General features: G+C 63.6%; 14 protein-coding genes and 1 pseudogene. 8 read left to right on the top strand and 7 right to left on the bottom strand.

The genetic code is table 11. The annotated features are described in order from the left end of the window. The first annotated feature begins 222 nt into the window (after positions 1–222). Positions 223–825 carry a TetR/AcrR family transcriptional regulator gene (locus tag VN461_21100; protein ID HXB57275.1) on the top strand — a complete coding sequence of 201 codons (603 nt, stop codon included), beginning with the start codon at positions 223–225 and terminating at the stop codon, positions 823–825. A 214-nt stretch (positions 826–1039) separates the two neighbouring features. Further along, a complete protein-coding gene (locus VN461_21095; GenBank protein ID HXB57274.1) occupies positions 1040–2020 on the top strand; it encodes an alpha/beta fold hydrolase in 981 nt (326 codons plus the stop codon). Positions 2021–2049: 29 nt separating this feature from the next. Here the strand turns inward: VN461_21095 and VN461_21090 are convergent. The 4 genes and pseudogenes from VN461_21090 to VN461_21075 all read right to left on the bottom strand — a co-directional run bounded on the left by VN461_21090 (position 2050) and on the right by VN461_21075 (position 5059). After that, a pseudogene (locus VN461_21090) lies at positions 2050–2355 on the bottom strand (Uma2 family endonuclease). A gap of 357 nt (positions 2356–2712) precedes the next feature. Next, entirely contained in the window at positions 2713–3588 is an 876-nt protein-coding gene (locus tag VN461_21085) for a hypothetical protein (protein HXB57273.1), read from the bottom strand. Between the two features lie 167 nt (positions 3589–3755). Further along, a complete protein-coding gene (locus VN461_21080; protein HXB57272.1) occupies positions 3756–4649 on the bottom strand; it encodes a YceI family protein in 894 nt (297 codons plus the stop codon). Between the two features lie 158 nt (positions 4650–4807). Continuing rightward, positions 4808–5059: a plastocyanin gene (locus VN461_21075; protein HXB57271.1), complete on the bottom strand. Its 252-nt coding sequence runs from the start codon at positions 5057–5059 to the stop codon at positions 4808–4810. Between the two features lie 552 nt (positions 5060–5611). Here VN461_21075 and VN461_21070 point away from each other — a divergent pair. After that, positions 5612–7480 (top strand): APC family permease, encoded by a 1869-nt coding sequence (locus VN461_21070; GenBank protein ID HXB57270.1) that lies wholly within the window; start codon positions 5612–5614, stop codon positions 7478–7480. A gap of 54 nt (positions 7481–7534) precedes the next feature. Here the strand turns inward: VN461_21070 and VN461_21065 are convergent, their stop codons facing one another. Both VN461_21065 and VN461_21060 read right to left on the bottom strand, forming a co-directional pair. Further along, positions 7535–8335, bottom strand: a complete 801-nt coding sequence (locus VN461_21065; GenBank protein HXB57269.1) for a transporter — start codon at positions 8333–8335, stop codon at positions 7535–7537. A gap of 94 nt (positions 8336–8429) precedes the next feature. Beyond that, a complete protein-coding gene (locus tag VN461_21060) occupies positions 8430–9098 on the bottom strand; it encodes an SOS response-associated peptidase (protein HXB57268.1) in 669 nt (222 codons plus the stop codon). Between the two features lie 185 nt (positions 9099–9283). Here VN461_21060 and VN461_21055 point away from each other — a divergent pair, with 185 nt between their 5' ends. From VN461_21055 to VN461_21035, 5 genes are all read left to right on the top strand, one after another. After that, on the top strand, positions 9284–9913 hold the full coding sequence (locus tag VN461_21055; GenBank protein ID HXB57267.1) for a hypothetical protein: 630 nt from the start codon (positions 9284–9286) through the stop codon (positions 9911–9913). A gap of 161 nt (positions 9914–10074) precedes the next feature. Continuing rightward, positions 10075–11394, top strand: coding sequence for an MFS transporter (locus VN461_21050; protein HXB57266.1), 1320 nt, complete (start codon positions 10075–10077; stop codon positions 11392–11394). 137 nt (positions 11395–11531) lie between these two features. Next, entirely contained in the window at positions 11532–11954 is a 423-nt protein-coding gene (locus VN461_21045; protein HXB57265.1) for an Rrf2 family transcriptional regulator, read from the top strand. 97 nt (positions 11955–12051) lie between these two features. Next, a complete protein-coding gene (locus VN461_21040; protein ID HXB57264.1) occupies positions 12052–12807 on the top strand; it encodes an SDR family oxidoreductase in 756 nt (251 codons plus the stop codon). 839 nt (positions 12808–13646) lie between these two features. Beyond that, positions 13647–15878 carry a DUF5916 domain-containing protein gene (locus VN461_21035; GenBank protein ID HXB57263.1) on the top strand — a complete coding sequence of 744 codons (2232 nt, stop codon included), beginning with the start codon at positions 13647–13649 and terminating at the stop codon, positions 15876–15878. 534 nt (positions 15879–16412) lie between these two features. Here the strand turns inward: VN461_21035 and VN461_21030 are convergent. Further along, positions 16413–16632 (bottom strand): zinc ribbon domain-containing protein (locus VN461_21030; protein HXB57262.1); only part of this gene is annotated, 220 nt, incomplete at its 5' end.

Here is a 16632-nt window from a genome sequence, read left to right as displayed (position 1 = left end):
TCGCCCACATGACGGGCGCTACGGCCAGGAGGGCCGGAAGTAAGGCACGTGGAGCGTCGAGACCCCCGCCGAAGTTTGGCGGACGCCGCGGGAAGCGTGAACGGCACATTCAGGACGCCGACTCCGAAGAGTCGCTTATTTCCGCGGATACCACCTGTTGCACGCCGCTTGGGCCCGTAGTTGGTCTCTTGACAGAGACGAACGATCGTGCTATTTTGAGGTGTGCTGGTCAAAGCAGTCCGCAAGGGGGAGCTAACCCGTCAGGCGGTTCTCGAACATGCAGCTAGGGTCGCGAGCCGCCTAGGAATCGAAGGCCTCACCATCGGGGCGCTGGCCGAGGAGCTCGGGCTCTCCAAGAGCGGCCTCTTCGGTCACTTCAAATCCAAGGAAGCCCTTCAGCTCCAAACGGTTGAGTTCGGGATCGAGCGCTTCATCGACACCGTGGTTAAACCCGCCCTCGCCACTCCACGCGGGGAGAAGCGGGTACGCGCGGTGTTCGAGCGTTGGCTCGCATGGCCCAAAGACAGCGGCCTGTCCGGTTGCATGTTTGTAGCACTCTCTGCGGAGCTGGACGATCAGCCCGGGCCCATACGAGAGCGCTTGGTGCAGTCCCAGAAGGACTGGCTCGACGTCATAGCGAACTGCGTTCGCACGGGGATCACCGAAGGTGACTTTCGGAAGGACGTGGACTCTGATCAGTTCTCCCACGAGCTCTACGGAATCATGCTGGCCAGCCACCATGCAGCGCGCCTCCTTCAGGACAAAACCGCGGTAGAGCGTACTCGCCGCGCCTTCGAGCGCTTGCTCGACGACGCGCGCGCCTAGGGAACAAACGCAGCGGGGCAAAAGGAGCCACCCGAGTCATGATCAAAAAACGCACGCTCGTTCGTAGAACAAGACCTCGTCTGGCGCACCCAGCGGCAACGCGCTGCCCCGTGGTGGGTCTCGCGGGAAGCGGGGCCCGCTCGATGGAGTGCCGGTTGGCGGGCCGCCTCCATCCCGGGACTCCGGGCGTGCAGGCCCTCCTCTGGGGGCAGGAATGACGGGGAGGTGGCCGGTTCGAACCGCCTTCGCCGTCCTCAGCCGCGTTGCCCCCGGGTTGGCTGCGCGATGGGCGCTCGATCTTTTTTTCACGCCGCACGGCCGGCGCCGCTCACGGCGTGGGAGGGCGTTCCTGGCCTCGGGGCGCCGTTTCGACGTAAGGGTTGAGGGCCGGCGGGTGGCCGGCTGGTCATGGGGCCGCGGGCCAAACGTCTATCTCGTTCACGGCTGGGCGGGCGTCGGCGGCCAAATGGCTGCGTTTGCCCCACCCCTCGTGGCGAACGGCTTCCGCGTCGTGGCTTTCGACGCTCCGGGGCATGGGGCGTCCGAGGGCCGACGCAGCTCGATCGTTCACTTTGCCAGGGCCCTACAGACGATCGCTGCCCAGGAGGGGGAGGCCCACGCGGTCATCGCACACTCTCTGGGCGCGGCCGCCACGGTGCACGCTCTCACCGAAGGCCTACGCGTCTCACGCGCCGTGTTCGTCGGACCAACCGCCGGGCCACGTGACTGGGCCGATCGCTTCCGCAACCAGCTGGGCATCCCAACTCATGTCATGGACGCAATGCGCGTGCGCTCGGAACGCTGGCTTGGCCTGAGTTGGGAGGAGTTCGACATCGCGAGGCTGGCTCGAAGCCAGACACTGCCGCTCCTGGTCTTCCACGATCGCCACGATGTCGAAGTGCCGTGGAAAGACGGCGCGGCAATTGCTTCGGCCTGGCCAGGCGCCCGGCTTGTTACCACCACAGGCCTTGGGCATCAACGCATCCTGCGCGACCAGAGGGTCGTGCACGAGGCAGTATCGTTCGTGGGAGGCGCGGCCTCCGACCGAGCGGGAAAGTGTGTGCGGCCGGACTGCGAAAACCTTGTTGCGGAAGGTGACCTCTGCGAGACTTGTTCGCTCGAGCAGTCCCTCTACTACAGGGACCGGCGCTGGGATGCCAGGCCTACTGAAAATCTCTCGATGAGGTCGTCTTAGGTCACCTGACGCCGCTCCGGGTCCTGTGGCTAACCCTGGCGTAGTAGTTCAGAGAGGGCGCACCGGAATCCGGGAAGGACGTCGGCACCGTCGAGTGAGCCCCTCTCGTCGACATTGCGAACATCAGTTAGGGTTCGGTAGATCGATGCGGTCCTGCCTTCGGGCTCGATGACCCACACGAGTCGGACGCCGGCTTGCAGGTATTCGCCAACGCGGTCGAGAACCTGGCGGGGCGAGTCGCCGGGCGAGATGACCTCCACGGCTAGGTCGGGCGCCAGCTTCGGGAAGACGGCGTTCCCGAGGGGTTCCAGCCTCCCCGCGGCCACGAAACTGACGTGGGGCGCTCTAAGAAGCGCGAATCGCTAGAGTCCGAAGCCCGGGCTCGATGTTAAACCCGGACCGAGACTCAGAGGACGCGAAGACCGAGTACCAAAGGCCTCGCGAGGAGGCCAGTTCCCTGCCCACGCACTGCGTGGCGGATGTTGCTGTTTATTTTTGGATCTGAACGCCGAGGCTCGAGTCCGAAGCCCAAAGCTATGAGACCGCCCGCGCGCGCTTTCGGACCAGGCACAAACTCCAACTACCCGCCCATCGTGTCGAGTCGCTGGGCCATCTAGGTCAACCGCAGCCCATCCTGGCCCGCTGGCCCCAGCTCTGACGAGCCCACGGGCCCCCGCCGCGACTAGGCGGGACTAGAAACGATACGAGACGACGACACGTCCGTTGAGCAGACCATCGTTTTGGGAGTTCACCTTGGGTGGTCGCACGACGGACAGGGGCGAGTAGAAGAGCTCCGCCGCCAAACGCCAGTGCCTAAATGGCGTGACGCCAAGCCCGCCGGTTAGGGAGACAGTCTCGCCGTTGGTGGTCTGAAGGGTGTGGTCGATGAGTCCCGCATAGAGCGCGTTCACTTGGAACTGCAGATCGAGATAGCTCACGCTGACGCCGAGATAGGGGCGCCACCGTCCCCTACCGTAACCCGCAGTCACCTCGACGCCCAAGAGCTTCTGCTTCAATTCATCGGTCGACGCCGCCTGGCACAGGAACGGGTTCCGCACGATGTCGGGTCCCGCTGCCGCCTCGGCGGCGCCGCAGGTGATGTCGCCCTTCATTGTGCCGAGTTGCCCAAACAAGCGCAGACCGAGCTGCCAGTCCGGCGAGAGAGCGAACGGACGACCGATCGCAACACCTAGGATGTGTGGCGTCGCACCTCCGACGGTCACGGGGGGGACATAGGCGAGCTCCAGGGAGGTGGCCGCGGTCAGGCCCACGGTCGCCCGGAAGCGGCCGAGTAGGCGCGTCCGATTGACATCTTCGAGCTTGGTCCCGTTGAACCCCACCCGGCGCTCGTCGTCGCTCAACTGTGGGACTAATGCGCCTTCCAGACCGACTTCGACCGTGCCGCCACCGAGGCGTTCGGGCGGCCCCATCGCGGTCGGGAGGGAGAGCGCGGTGAAGTACTTCATGGCCCAGGACTCGGGCCGGTCAAAGGCGAGCGGTATCACGTCCTGGATAGTCTGCTGGGCCTGCGCTGTATTTGCCCCAAGGAGGCAAAGGCCGAAGGTCATGGCGAGGCGCTTCCTTGCGCTTCTCGATCGGGGTAGTGCACTCGCGCATGGCCGCGAGCCGGAGTTGCGCCCAAGGACTGGGCCTCTCCGACGCTCCGAAAATGGCGCCATTGGCCCCACTGCTCGATAGAGAAAGGTTCTTCCCTCGATCATCTTGCTGCGCCTCCTCACGGCGTGACCTCGTTCATTGAGCATCCCTCGGGTTGACGCTCCGGCTCCCGTGGGCGCAAAACACTTCGCCACATAGGCATGCCCGCCGCCGCCAACATCGCAACGGCTAGTGCCCCGAGAAACACCCACTCGTCGCGTAACAGATGTAGGCCGGCTGCGTCGGGTCTTGGATCCACCCCTGATGAGCGGACCAGGTAGGCGGTGATTCCTGTCGTGAGCTTCTGCGCTCTCTGGCCCCCTCCTGGGGGGGGGACAGAGAGACCTCCGCTCGCTGTCCTGACCGCCGCCTGGATCTTGTACTCGATGGCGATCTCGTTCTTGACCTTGACCACACCGGCTACCGATACGGGCGTCAGGCCGAAGTCAGTGTGCCGAAGCACGAAACTGCCTGTCGCCGTGAGTGCGTCGCCGGCGACCTCTACCCGCGCCTGAACGACGGTCGAGCGAGTAAACCCGTGGAGCATCAACTCGCCCGTGATCTGGAGGTCGTAGACTCCCTTCCCCGCCTCGTGGCCCTCGATCTTCGTGGAGCGAAACGTTACCGAGGGGAAGCGGGCCACGTCTAGCAACTCGGGGCCGACCATCCTCTCCTGGACCTTCGGTACGTCCTCCGGCGGCTCCCCTCGACCCGACACCTTGAGAGACGTGGCGTCGATAGTCAGGCTGACGCTCGAGCCCGTGAGATTTGCGGGATCGGCCTGGATATCCCCCGTGAAGCGCGGCGCCAGCACCTCGTGCTCGTGACCGGCAAACTTGAAAAGGCCAGCCCGGCCTACGTGGATAGTCGCCGTGCTTCGCTCCGGATCCACGACATAAGTCCTCGGCTCCGCAGTGACGCCGTGGGCGCCGAGAACGAGGACGAGGGCCGCAGCCAGAGCTTCCTTGACCATACTGCCTCCGCAGAGAGTGTAACGAGATGCTGAACGCGCCGCCAGGGCGGCACTTCTCTTAGTGGTGAAAAACTTCCGGTCTCAGCCGTTAGGCCGAGTCGGGGCGGAGCGCCGGCCGAGGGCTCGGCGCGGCGCTCCGTGCTGCTGGTTCCGGTGGCTTAAGGAGTCACGTTCAGGGTCCCGACCATGCTGGGATGGATGCTGCAATGGTAGGAGATCATTCCGGACGCGCTGAATGTGACCACCTTGCTTGTCGTCCCGGGGGAGATCAGCCCCGTATCGAAGCTGCCGCTGGCCGTATGCGTGATGCTGTCGGCGTTGTGCCAGACGACCTGCTGTCCGACCCGTACGTTGGCCGGGTTGGGAGAGAAGGACATGTTGCCGTTTTCGCCTTCGATCGTGATGGTCATGGTCATAGGTGCCGGTGTGGGGGTCGGGGTCGGAGCCGGCGTGGGCGTGGGCATTGGTGTGGGCGTTGGGGTCGGAGCTGGCGTGGGCGTAGGCGTAGGCGTGGGCGCGGGCGTTGGAGTGGGAGCTGGCGTCGGTGTCGGTGCGACAGGTGGCGGCGTGTTGCCCGCCGTGGGCGAGGACGAATTGCCCCCGCAGTTGCCTATCAAGAGAGCTGCGAAGGTACTGATGATGAGCCCCAGGACGGCTGGGGCACCGATGTGACGAGACATGGTTCCTCCGTTCAACGAATGGACCCCCCGGTCTTCGGTCAGAGCAAGCCGCGTGCCCGGCGGTTCAGCTCAGGACACGAAGCTCAGGGAAGGGTTTACGAGGACAGTGACTTGGGTCAGGCACCGAAGCCCGTAAGCCTTTACGCTTCTCGAAAGTGCCTGGCCCGGGTGGAGAGGGTGGGGCCAGAGAGGGCCTCTGAGTCCGGCGGGCGATATGCCGGGGGCGGGCCGTTCACCCACCGTCGGCTTGGCAAACGTCCCCCGCCATCGCAGAATCGCGCCATGCCAATTCTTGATCGCGTCCTGGGCCGGCCCCTCGCGTCGGACGAGGAACGCGCTGAGCAAGTCGGTCCCGCGGCGGGTATTCCGATCTTTGGCCTGGACGCCCTCAGCTCCGCTGCCTATGGTCCGGAAGCGGCCCTGACTCTTCTCATCCCCTTGGGAGCCGCCGGGATCGGCTACATCGTGCCGCTCAGCGCCAGCATCATCGTCCTCCTTACAATCGTCTACTTTTCATATCGCCAGACTATCCAGGCCTATCCAGGCGGCGGAGGATCGTACACGGTTGCCCGCCAGAATCTCGGGGTTGGCGCGGGGCTCCTGGCCGCCGCTGCCCTCATGATTGATTACGTGCTGGTGGTCGCGGTGGGCATATCCGCCGGCGTAGGCGCTCTGGTGTCTGCAGCGCCGAGCCTACAGCCGTGGACGCTCTCCCTGTGCCTGGGGATTCTCGTATTGATCACGCTGGTCAATCTCCGTGGCCTCCGGGAGACCGGGGCGTTCTTTACGGCTCCCACCTATCTCTTCCTGGGATGTCTTCTCGCGGCGATTCTGATCGGGGGGTTCAAGAGCCTCGTGTCGGGTGGGCATCCAGTACCGGTCGATCCCCTGCCCAGTGTTGCCGTGGCCAGCGCGGTACCAAACCTCTGGCTCCTCCTTCAGGCCTTCGCGAGCGGTTGCACGGCTATGACCGGGGTTGAGGCGGTGAGTAATGGCGTGAAGGCCTTTCGGGAGCCCGTGGTTGCCACGGCCAGACGGACTCTCACCATCATCATCGCGCTCCTGATTGTCCTCCTCGCCGGCATTGCCTACCTCGTTCCCGCCTACGGGATCGCCGCCACCGACCCCGGTCAACCCGGCTATCAGAGCGTCCTCTCCATGGTGCTGAGCGCGGTCGCGGGAAAAGGCGTCTTCTACTACGTGTCGATTGGTTCGATCCTGATGGTGTTGGCGCTCTCCGCCAACACCGCCTTCGCGGACTTTCCGCGGCTCTGCCGGGCGGTTGCCCAGAACAACTGTCTCCCCCATTCCTTCGCGACCAGGGGCCGGCGGCTCGTCTACTCGCAAGGACTCTACGTGCTCGCGGGACTCTCCGGTCTGATCCTGATTCTGTTCGGCGGAGTGACCGATCGGCTGATTCCGCTCTTCGCGGTGGGAGCCTTCCTGGCCTTCACCCTCTCTCAGGCCGGCATGGTCGGACACTGGATACGGGTTGGAGGCAAGGGTGCCAAGCGCAGCATCGCCGTGAATGGTCTGGGCGCAGCCGCTACGGGTGTGACCGTGGTCGTGGTCTTGGTGGCCAAGTTCGAGCAAGGGGCATGGATAACGATGCTCCTGATTCCCGGGCTGGTAGCGCTGATGGGCGCGGTGCGTCGTCACTATCACCGGGTCTTCCTGGAGACACGCAGCGCGAGCCCGCTTGAAGTCCAGGACCTCACGCCTCCCCTCGTTCTCATACCGATCGGCAATTGGAGCAACGTCGTCAAGAAGGCGCTCCGGGTGGCCCTGGGGATTTCGCCTCGGGTCCGAGCGCTGCACGTGGATTGTGGTGAGGCGACGTCAACCCTTCGCCAGCAGTGGTCGGACCTCGTCGAAAAGCCGGCGCGCGCCGCCGGACTGCCGGCACCGGAGCTCGTGGTGCTCAGCTCCCGCTATCGCTTCGTGCTAGCCCCGATCGTGGACTACGTTCTGGAGGCTGAGCGCACGTGCCCGACCGAGCAACTGGCGGTCCTCATCCCGGAATTGGTCGAACGCCATTGGTATCACTATTTGCTCCACAACAAACGGGCGGCCGTCCTTAAGACCCTCTTGCTCCTCAAAGGCAACCAGAGAATCGTCGTCATCAATGTTCCCTGGTATCTGGCCACCTGAGATCCGGGAGTACGTCGCCGGCGGGACCATTTGCGAGACCCCGAAGAGCCGTGGTTAGTGCGCGCCCGCGCTTTTTCGCTGCGCGGGCGGGTATCCGAACCGGTATCCCACGATGGCTTTGAAGATCAGGTGATCGGTGCTTGTGGTCAGGCCGATCCCCACGCCGAAGTTCAGCTCCCAGCGCCCCGACACGTTCAGGTCGACGGTCGGGAAGATCTGGTGCTGCTGCGTGGAAAGAGGGTCGAACCCCGTCAGTGGCCCCCACGCGCCGTAATATTCCACGCCACCGGCGATCTTTGGCGTGAAGTCATAGCTCACCTTGAAGTTGGGAGAGAACTCGAGACCCTTCCCGGAGGAGACGCCGTGGAAGGAGTGGTCCAGGGTCGGGTTGAAGGATAGGTACCAGGACCCGAGCTTCCGGTCCACGATCGGCCTGATCTCGAGCGTCCATGTGTCGGCCGAGAACTGCCGTTGCTGGTACCCCGCTTCGAAGGAGAGGCTTACGCCCACGGGCCAATGCCAGCTCTCGGGCGCGCGCACGCGTGGGCGGATGTGGTCGCCGACCCAGCTCCAGCCGTTCCCCGGCCGTGCGCTCGTGAAGAGGTAGAAGCCCACCTCGAACCACGGGGTGACACCGCGCGTGATTTCGAGGGTCTCGTGGAAGGCGTGGTGAGTCGGAAGAACCCCCTCGGTCGTGCTTCTGGATCCGTTCGCGGTGAAGTTGCTGTGCAGCTCGAACATCGTCTGCCCCGGCGGGACGGTGTCGTACGAATAGACCTGGATCTCGTAGTTGTCCTGGGCCGAGACCCCGGCGGGGAGGAGGACAACCGAAAACAACACGAGAGCGAGGCGCATGGCCGCCGCCATTCTGCAACAGGTTCGGTCAGGAGCCCGGCCCGTCATGAACCCCGGGCCGGCGACTCGTGAGTGCCCCACGGACTCGGCGCGGCTACCAGAGAGCGCTGGGCTTCGCGGGTTCCAAGCAGCGAGGATCCTCTACACCCGCCCGGTTCACCAACGTGGAGACGGTGTAGCTCTCCAGGAGCTCTTCCGGGAGCACCTGCAACCCCGCGAAGATATCGGAGCCCTCGTAGGGCGAAGCATCGATCCAGCGCGCGTAGGAGGCGGGGTCGAGGATCAGGGGCATCCGGTCATGGATGGGCTTGACGACGGCGTTCGCGTTCGTCGTGAGCACTAGGCAGGATTCGAGCGGCTCCTGATCCCCGCTCTCCAGCCGATCCCAGAGACCCGCGACGCCGAACACGCGGCCATCCCTCCGCCTGATATTGAAAGGCTGACGCGCCTTTCCCGCCTGCTTCCACTCATAAAAGCCGGTAAAGGGTACGATGCACCTCCGCTCCCGGAGCGTGCCCCTCATCGCGCCCTTGGCTGCGCTCTCCATCCGTAGATTGATGGGAGCCCGGGCATCCTCCGAACCGGAACGAACGAGACCCCACCGCAAGAAGACGGCCTCTCGAGCGCGCTCGTGCGCCCGGATGGTCAGAACGGGCTCCGTGGGAGCGATGTTGTAGCGGGGAGAGAGAGCAGGAGCGGCGCTCAGCCCAAACGTCTCCTCAAGCTCCGCGGGCGAGGCGGTCAGGCTTGCGCGGCCGCACATCGGCCTATCCTACCCGGCCGTTTGGCAGTCACGCCAGCCGCGTTCACGCGTCCTTGTAAAACCATGTCAGGAGCGCTACCCGACCGACCCCGTGGCCTAAGGAGTCCGCTCTTTGTCCTGAACCGACAGGAGATGGCGACACGCGTAGACCTAGACTCCCTGCGGCGACAGCCACAGGAGGGCTCATGAAAGCGACGCCGACGATTCCCGCGAGCACAGTCCCAGGTATGGGCTGGATGACTGCCGTCTCCGCGCTTCTAGAACCAAGGCGAGCGGCCCTCATTTGCATCTCCGGCTTGCTCCTCACCACCCCGCCTGGCCGCGTCCATGCCGACCAGGCTGAGTATCTAGAGATTCGCGAGGCAATGACCAAGCTCGCTCCGCAGGTTGGCAAGTGGAACGCAGCAGTGAAGTTCTTCGAGAAAGAGGGCGTTGCGGAAGAAGTTGGTACGTGGTCCATCGCCTTTGTGCTCGACGGCACATATCTCGAATTCCAAACAGAGCGCCATGACAAGGACAATCCGAAAGCGGTCAGCAAGGCAAGCTGTTACGTCACGTTCAATCCGCGGTCGAGTCAATACGACGTCACTTACTTCTACAACAGATCGGCGCTGCGCGTAACCGAGACGGGAGAGTACGACGACACGGCAAAGGAGTTCAGGACCAGGGGCTTCATTCCGCTCGAGGATGGTGTCAACGACGAGACGGTTCGGACGATTAGTAACCTAAAGGATCCAGACAAATCACTTATCGACACTACAGCAGGCGAAGCCCCAAGGAGACATCTGAGCGGATGGATCTGGAAATCATACTAACGCGTGTTCGCTGATACCTCGCTCGCCCGGGTTGGACTTGTTTTGGTTGCGAGCAGCGCGGTCCTGCTCACCGAGGGCGTGGCGGCTTGACACATACTATAAGCTCGTCGCTAAGATTCCATCGTAAAGAGAGCCCCACTCGATCAGGTGAGGGGGTAGTCATGAAAGCCGATGAAGGCTTTGAAGCCAAGACGTACCACAAGGTTGACCTTCGCATAATTCCCTTCCTGTTTCTCTGCTACATCCTGGCGTATCTCGACCGGGTAAACGTCGGCTTTGCCAAGCTGCAGATGCTCAAGGATCTATCTATGAGCGATGCGGCTTTTGCCTTCGGCGCCGGCATCTTCTTCATCGGTTATTTCTTCTTCGAGGTCCCGAGCAACGTGCTCTTGAAGAAGTTCGGGGCCCGCATGTGGATTGCCCGGATCATGATCTCGTGGGGTGTCGTGTCTGCATGCATGATATTCGTGAAGGGCGCGTGGTCTTTCCATGCCCTCCGCTTCCTCCTCGGCCTCGCCGAAGCGGGCTTCTTCCCGGGCGTCATCTTCTATCTGACACTGTGGTATCCCTCCAGACACCGCTCAACCCGAACCGCCTGGTTCGTAGCCGCGATCGCGGTCTCGGGAGTCATCGGCAATCCGATCTCCGGCTGGATCATGGATACGCTCTCAGGCTCGATGAACTTGCAGGGATGGCAATGGCTGTTCTTGGCTGAGGGCATCCCCTCCATCATCGTTGGCTTTTGGGTGATCTACTATCTTGACAGCAGCATCACGGAAGCGAACTGGCTCACGGCCGACGAAAAAGCGCTGCTCGAAGCCAACCTTGTTGCTGAAGACCTGCACAAGACTGAACATCGACTGATCGATGCCTTCACCAGCGGCAAGGTATGGGTGTTGTGTGCGATCTACTTCACACTGATGATCGGCCTGTACGGTATTGCCTTCTGGTTGCCAACGATCGTTAAGGGATTTGGTACAAAAGGGTACTTGGGGGTGGGTCTGATCACCGCCATACCGTACGCGGTGGCGGTTATCGGGATGGTTGTCCTCAGCCAACATTCCGATGAGAGCGGTGAGCGGCGACTACACTACGTTGCGAACGTCAGCTTCGGAGCCTTGGGGCTGATACTAAGCGGGGTCTTCGCATCGACTCCAGTGCTCGCCATCGTGTTTCTTTCGATCGGTACTCTTGGGGTTATCGGCTCCATGCCGTTGTTCTGGCCGCTACCGTCTGCCTTCCTGGCCGGGACGGCTGCCGCGGCCGGTATTGGCATCGTGAACTCCGTCGGCAACCTGGGCGGATACGTTGGACCCAATATCCCGATTTGGGCGAAGCTTGTTTCTTCCGACCCTTCGGCCGCGCTGTACATCATTGCGGGGATTTTGGTCGTCGGGGCTGTCTTGACCTATTTCTTCATTCCAACGACTCTCCGTGTCCGAGTGGGTGGTCCTATTTCTCCTCAAAAGGCCGAAGCGTAGTCGCACTCGTAATTCGTACCCACCCAGTCCCGTCCCTGCACCCCCTTCCGAAGGTTGGTTCTTGACCGCCGCCGAGGACGGCGGCGGGACCCGCGCACCCTTGACGGATTGCTTAAGTGTTGTTATATTGATTACAGATGTTCGCCAACTCGCATTTCGCCCTCGGCACACACACCATGGTCGCGCTCGCCCTCCGCGGAGGCTCGCCCATGACCTCGGCTGAGCTGGCTCGCAGCATCAACACCAACCCCGCCTTTCTCAGGATGGTGCTGGGGAGACTCCGGGATGCTGGGTTGATCCACGTGGCGCTCGGCAAGGGAGGCGGCGCAACGCTGGCCAGGCCCGCCTCGAAGTTGACACTGGCCGACATATATCACGCGGTCGAGCGGCAGCCTCCGGCTCGGCTGCACCGCTGCGAGCCCAGTCGAGACTGTCTCGTCGGTCGCAACATCCTCCCCGTTCTGCAGGCTGTAGTTCACGACGTGCAGTCGGCCGCGCTCGGCCGGCTCACCGCGATCACGGTCGCGAAGCTGGCCGACCAGGTCCGTCGCAGGGGCTGAGCTAAGGGAATAGGGAGAACTATTCACGCCTTTTTGCACATCCTTCTGTCGGTATATCACGTACACAGTTACGTGGTTCAATAACCGAGGAGGAAACATGTCGAGCAACAAGCTGGAAAACAAGGTCGCGCTGATTACCGGAGGTACCACCGGGATTGGGCTTGCGACCGCCAAGCGCTTTGCCGAGGAAGGGGCGCGGGTCGTGGTCACCGGACGGAACCCCGAGACGCTTGCGGCCGCGCGAGGCGATCTGGACGGGCAGGTCGAGGTGCTGGAGTCCGACGCGGCGGACGAGGACCAGATTGCGGACCTCTTCAAGACGATCGCGCAGAAGCACAAGCGGCTGGACGTCCTCTTCCTGAACGCGGGCATCGCGCTCTTCGCTCCCCTCCCGGCCGCCCCGCTCGCGGACTTCGACGCCATGTGGAAGGTGAATGTCCGCGGCCCCTGGCTCGCCCTGAAGCACGCGCTGCCGCTCCTCTCCGAGGGTGCGGCTGTCATCGTCAACACCTCGGTTGTCAACCAGAAGGGGATGCCCGGGACCGCGGCTTATGCTGCGACCAAAGCGGCTCTCCGGGCCATCGTACGGGTCGCTTCCGCGGAACTGGCCAGCCGGAAGGTGCGAGTCAACGCGATCAGCCCGGGGCCGATCGACACGCCGATCCTCGGCAAGTCCGGCCTCCCAGCGCCGGCGATCGCCGACTTCCGGAATGGCGTTCCCAGCCGTGTGCCACTGGCAAGGTTCGGCACTGCCGACGAAGTTGCGAGTGCGGCCGTCTTCCTGGCCTCCGGCGAGTCGTCCTTCATCTCGGGCAGCGAGATCGCAGTGGACGGCGGATTCGCACAGGTGTGATACCCGAGAGGAGCATGGACCGTGAATCCGCAGTTGGACGGCACACAGCGCCCTCGTGTCCGGCAGCACCGCCTGTATCGGCCCAGGAGACGTGTTCCTTAACCGGTCGGAGTCGGCGTCCTGAATGTGCCGTTCACGCTTCCCGCGGCGTCCGCCAAACGTCGACGGGGGTCTCGACGCTCCACGTGCCTTACTTCCGGCCCTCCTGGCCGTAGCGCCCGTCATGTGGGCGAGCCAGGATGTCACGGTACCACGAACCGACGCCGAGGCAGGTCCGATAGCCTTGGGCAGCCTCTGCTGGTCGCAACCGGCTGCCGGGGGTCGCGTTCGGCCAAGCGCTCCAAGGACTACCCGAGCCCGACGCCCGCGCTGGCGCCGACTACCCTACTCACAAGAATTACCCAGCTTTGCCGTGTGGCCCGCGGGCCGAGCTCGGGACATGGGACGGCCTGCCCAGAGGCGTATGCTGTCATGCTCCCCGGCGGCAGCCCGGTCTCATTCAAGGGTTTGGAGACCAAGACCAAATGGGTTGTCAAAGATCGTCAGCGATCAAACTCGGTGAGTTCTTCAAACGTATTGGCGTACTAAAGCGTCTTCACCAATCGGAGTCGGCGTCCTGAACGTGCCGTTCACGCTTCCCGCGGCGTCCGCCAAAACGTCGGCGGGGGTCTCGACGCTCCACGTCCCTTGCTTCGGCCCTCCTGGCCGTAGCGCCCGTCATGTGGGCGAGTCAGGATGGCACGCTACCACGAACCAACGCCGAGGCAGGTCCGATAGCCTTGGGCAGCCTCTGCTGGTCGCAACCGGCTGCCCGGGGTCGCGTTAGGACAAACGCTCCAATGAAGCTGTTTCAAGTCGGCCTGCTTGCAGCCTTCATCGGTGCGCGCGTGTCCGCCGAGGAGCCACCCCCACCTCCTCCGCTGACGGTCACACGGGCCCCGGGGCCGATCACAATTGACGGCGACCTATCGGATCCGGGCTGGACGGGCGCGGCAACCATCGAGACCTTCTACGAGACAGCTTTCAGCGACAACCGCCCGCCCCTCGTCAAGACCTCGGCCATGGTCACGTACGATGAGAAGTATTTCTATATTGGCGTTCGCTGCGACGATCCCAACGCCAGCCAGATCCGCGCCCCCTTCGCCGACCGTGACAACGTGATCGGTACCGACGACAACATAGCGGTGTTCCTCGATACCCGGGGCGACCGGCGCTCAGCGCAGGAATTCCGCGTCAGCCCCCGCGGGATCCAGGCGGACGGGGTCTTCAACGACGCCAACTCGAATGAGGACTTCTCGCCCGATTTCTACTACGACACGGCGGCCCGCATAACCGACACCGGCTGGCAGGCCGAAATACGAATTCCCTTCTCCTCCTTGCGCTACCCCCGCACCGGCCCGCAGAACTGGGGCCTGATCATTTGGCGCAACTACCCGCGGGAGTTCCGGTACGCGATCTACAGCAGCCCTCTACCTCGCGGCTCCAACTGCCTGATCTGCCACTCTATCGCGCTGGAGGGACTGACCGACTTACCCTCCTCGGGGCACCTGGTCGTCGCCCCCTACGCAAGCGCCCAGGAGGTGGCTCGTGCTCCGGAACCGGGAGCGCCACTCGCCGGCGGCACGACGGACGCGCGGGTCGGGCTCGACGTCAAATGGACTCCCAGCGCGGACACCGCCCTCGACGCGACAGTGAACCCCGACTTCTCGCAGGTCGAAGCGGACGTGGCCCAGATCGCGGTCAACAACCGCTTTGCCCTTTTCTTCCCCGAGAAAAGGCCTTTCTTCCTCGAGGGTGTCGATCTCTTCGATACGCCGATCCAGGGCGTCTACACCCGAACCATCACCTCCCCGCGCTGGGGCCTGCGCACGACGGGCAAGCTGGGAGCCTCTTCCTACACGCTGCTGCTCGGCGAGGACAAGGGCGGCGGCAGCGTGATACTTCCCGGGCCGACCTCCTCCAGCCTGGCCCCCCAAGACTTCCAGTCCGTGGTCGGCATAGCCCGTTGGCGCCGCGACCTCGGCCGCTCTTTCATGGGCCTGCTGTACACGGGCCGCGAGATCGAAGGTGGCGGCCACAACCGGGTGCTGGGCCCGGACTTCCAATGGCGGCCCAACGACACCGACAGGCTCACGGGCCAGCTCCTGCTGAGCGACACACAGACGCCGAGGAGACCGGATCTCGCCGCCGAGTGGGACGGCCGCACCCTCACTGCCCACGCGCTCAGCTTGGCGTGGGCTCGCACCACGCGCACGATCGGCTGGACGCTCCGCTACAAGGACTTCGGCGATGGCTTCCGGGCCGATGAGGGGTTCATCCCGCAGGTGGGCTACCGGGACGAGTATGCCGTCTTGGGTTACACGCTCTTCCCCCAGGGGTTCCTCAACTTCGTGAATCCTCTGCTCACCTTCGAATCCACGCAAAATCGCGGGGGGGATCTGATCAACCGTCACATGTACCCCGGCATATTTGTTGGGGGTCGGCACAACCTGCAGGCCGAGTTCGATCTCTTCCTGGACCGCGTCCTCACCGGCACGAAGTTGCTCCCGCGGACCCAGCTCAACTATACGGTTCAGGTGGATCCCTCTCGACGGTTCTCGCGGATTGGCCTCAACGGCTTCGTCGGGGAGGACATCGACATCGCCAACGTCCGCGTCGGTCACGGGGCCAGCATCACCGGCTACGCGACGGTCCGCCCCACCGACCACCTCTCCTTGGACGCCAACAGCGCCGTGTCGTGGCTCAATGTGGACACGACCTCGGGCGTGCGCTCGCGGCTCTTCACCGCGCAGGTCCAGCGCCTCAAGGCCACGTATAACTTCAGCCCCCGGGCGTTCCTGCGGCTCATTGGCCAGTACGTGAGCACGCGCCGTGACCCGACCCTGTACACTGTCTCCGTGCCCGCCCGCGACGGGGGCTTCTCGGGATCAGCCCTCTTCAGCTTCCGGCTCAACTGGCAGACCGCGGCTTTCCTCGGCTACGGCGACGACCGGAGCCTGACTGAGGTGGGTGCGCTCGTCCGCTCGGATCGCCAGTTCTTCCTGAAGCTCTCCTACGCCTTCCAGAACTGAGGTTGGTCGGTCGCGGCGATGAAGTGTCGCACTGCGCTTAAACTGGTTCTTCCGCACCTTTCTGTGTTCGAGAACCTTCTCCAGCATGCGCCATGCTCCCGGGAGCACAGGGTTTAGAGGGAATGCGACGCCGCTCCGAATCCTGCGAACGCCAGCGGTTTCGGTTCACGTGACAACCTATTGACCTGAAGCCGGTTGTGTCTCCAGTGCGGCGTGCCTCGAGCACATCCAATGCGGAAGAACCGCTAAACGCCGGACTGCCTCTTCGATTAGTCTCAGCAGTTTTCCGGGATTTGACGGTTCTTCCTGAATGTCGGTGCAGAAAAAGCCCCGTCAGTGACATCCATCTGGCGGACAGCGAAGGACTTAGTTCACATTGAGGGGTGGAGGGATGGCAGCGTGAGCTCCGCAAGGGCCCTCAGCTCTGCAACACTATGATTCTGAGTCGCTTGCGTCCAAGCACACGAGCTCGGCGAGCACCAAAAGTGCGGAAGAACCGATCGGTCTTCGCGTCCTCTGAGTCTCGGCCCGGGTTTAGCATTTAGCCCGGGCCTCGGACTCCTGCGATTCGCGCTTCTTAGAGCGCCCCGACGCAAGCGGCACGCGCCGCCGCGGCAGGGGGTTTTCGCCCTCCACGCGCATGACTTCCCGCGGACCTCGCGGTAGTTCCAAAATCCTCAGCCCCTCTTGCCGGATGTTGATGGCCGCGTTCACGTCGCGGTCATGCTCAATCCCGCACTCGGGGCACGTCCAC

This window comes from Vicinamibacteria bacterium, assembly GCA_035570235.1.
In the GTDB taxonomy this organism is placed as follows: domain Bacteria; phylum Acidobacteriota; class Vicinamibacteria; order Fen-336; family Fen-336; genus DATMML01.
The sequence above is the reverse complement of the archived record's forward strand: the minus strand, read 5'-3'. Positions and strand labels throughout refer to the sequence as shown.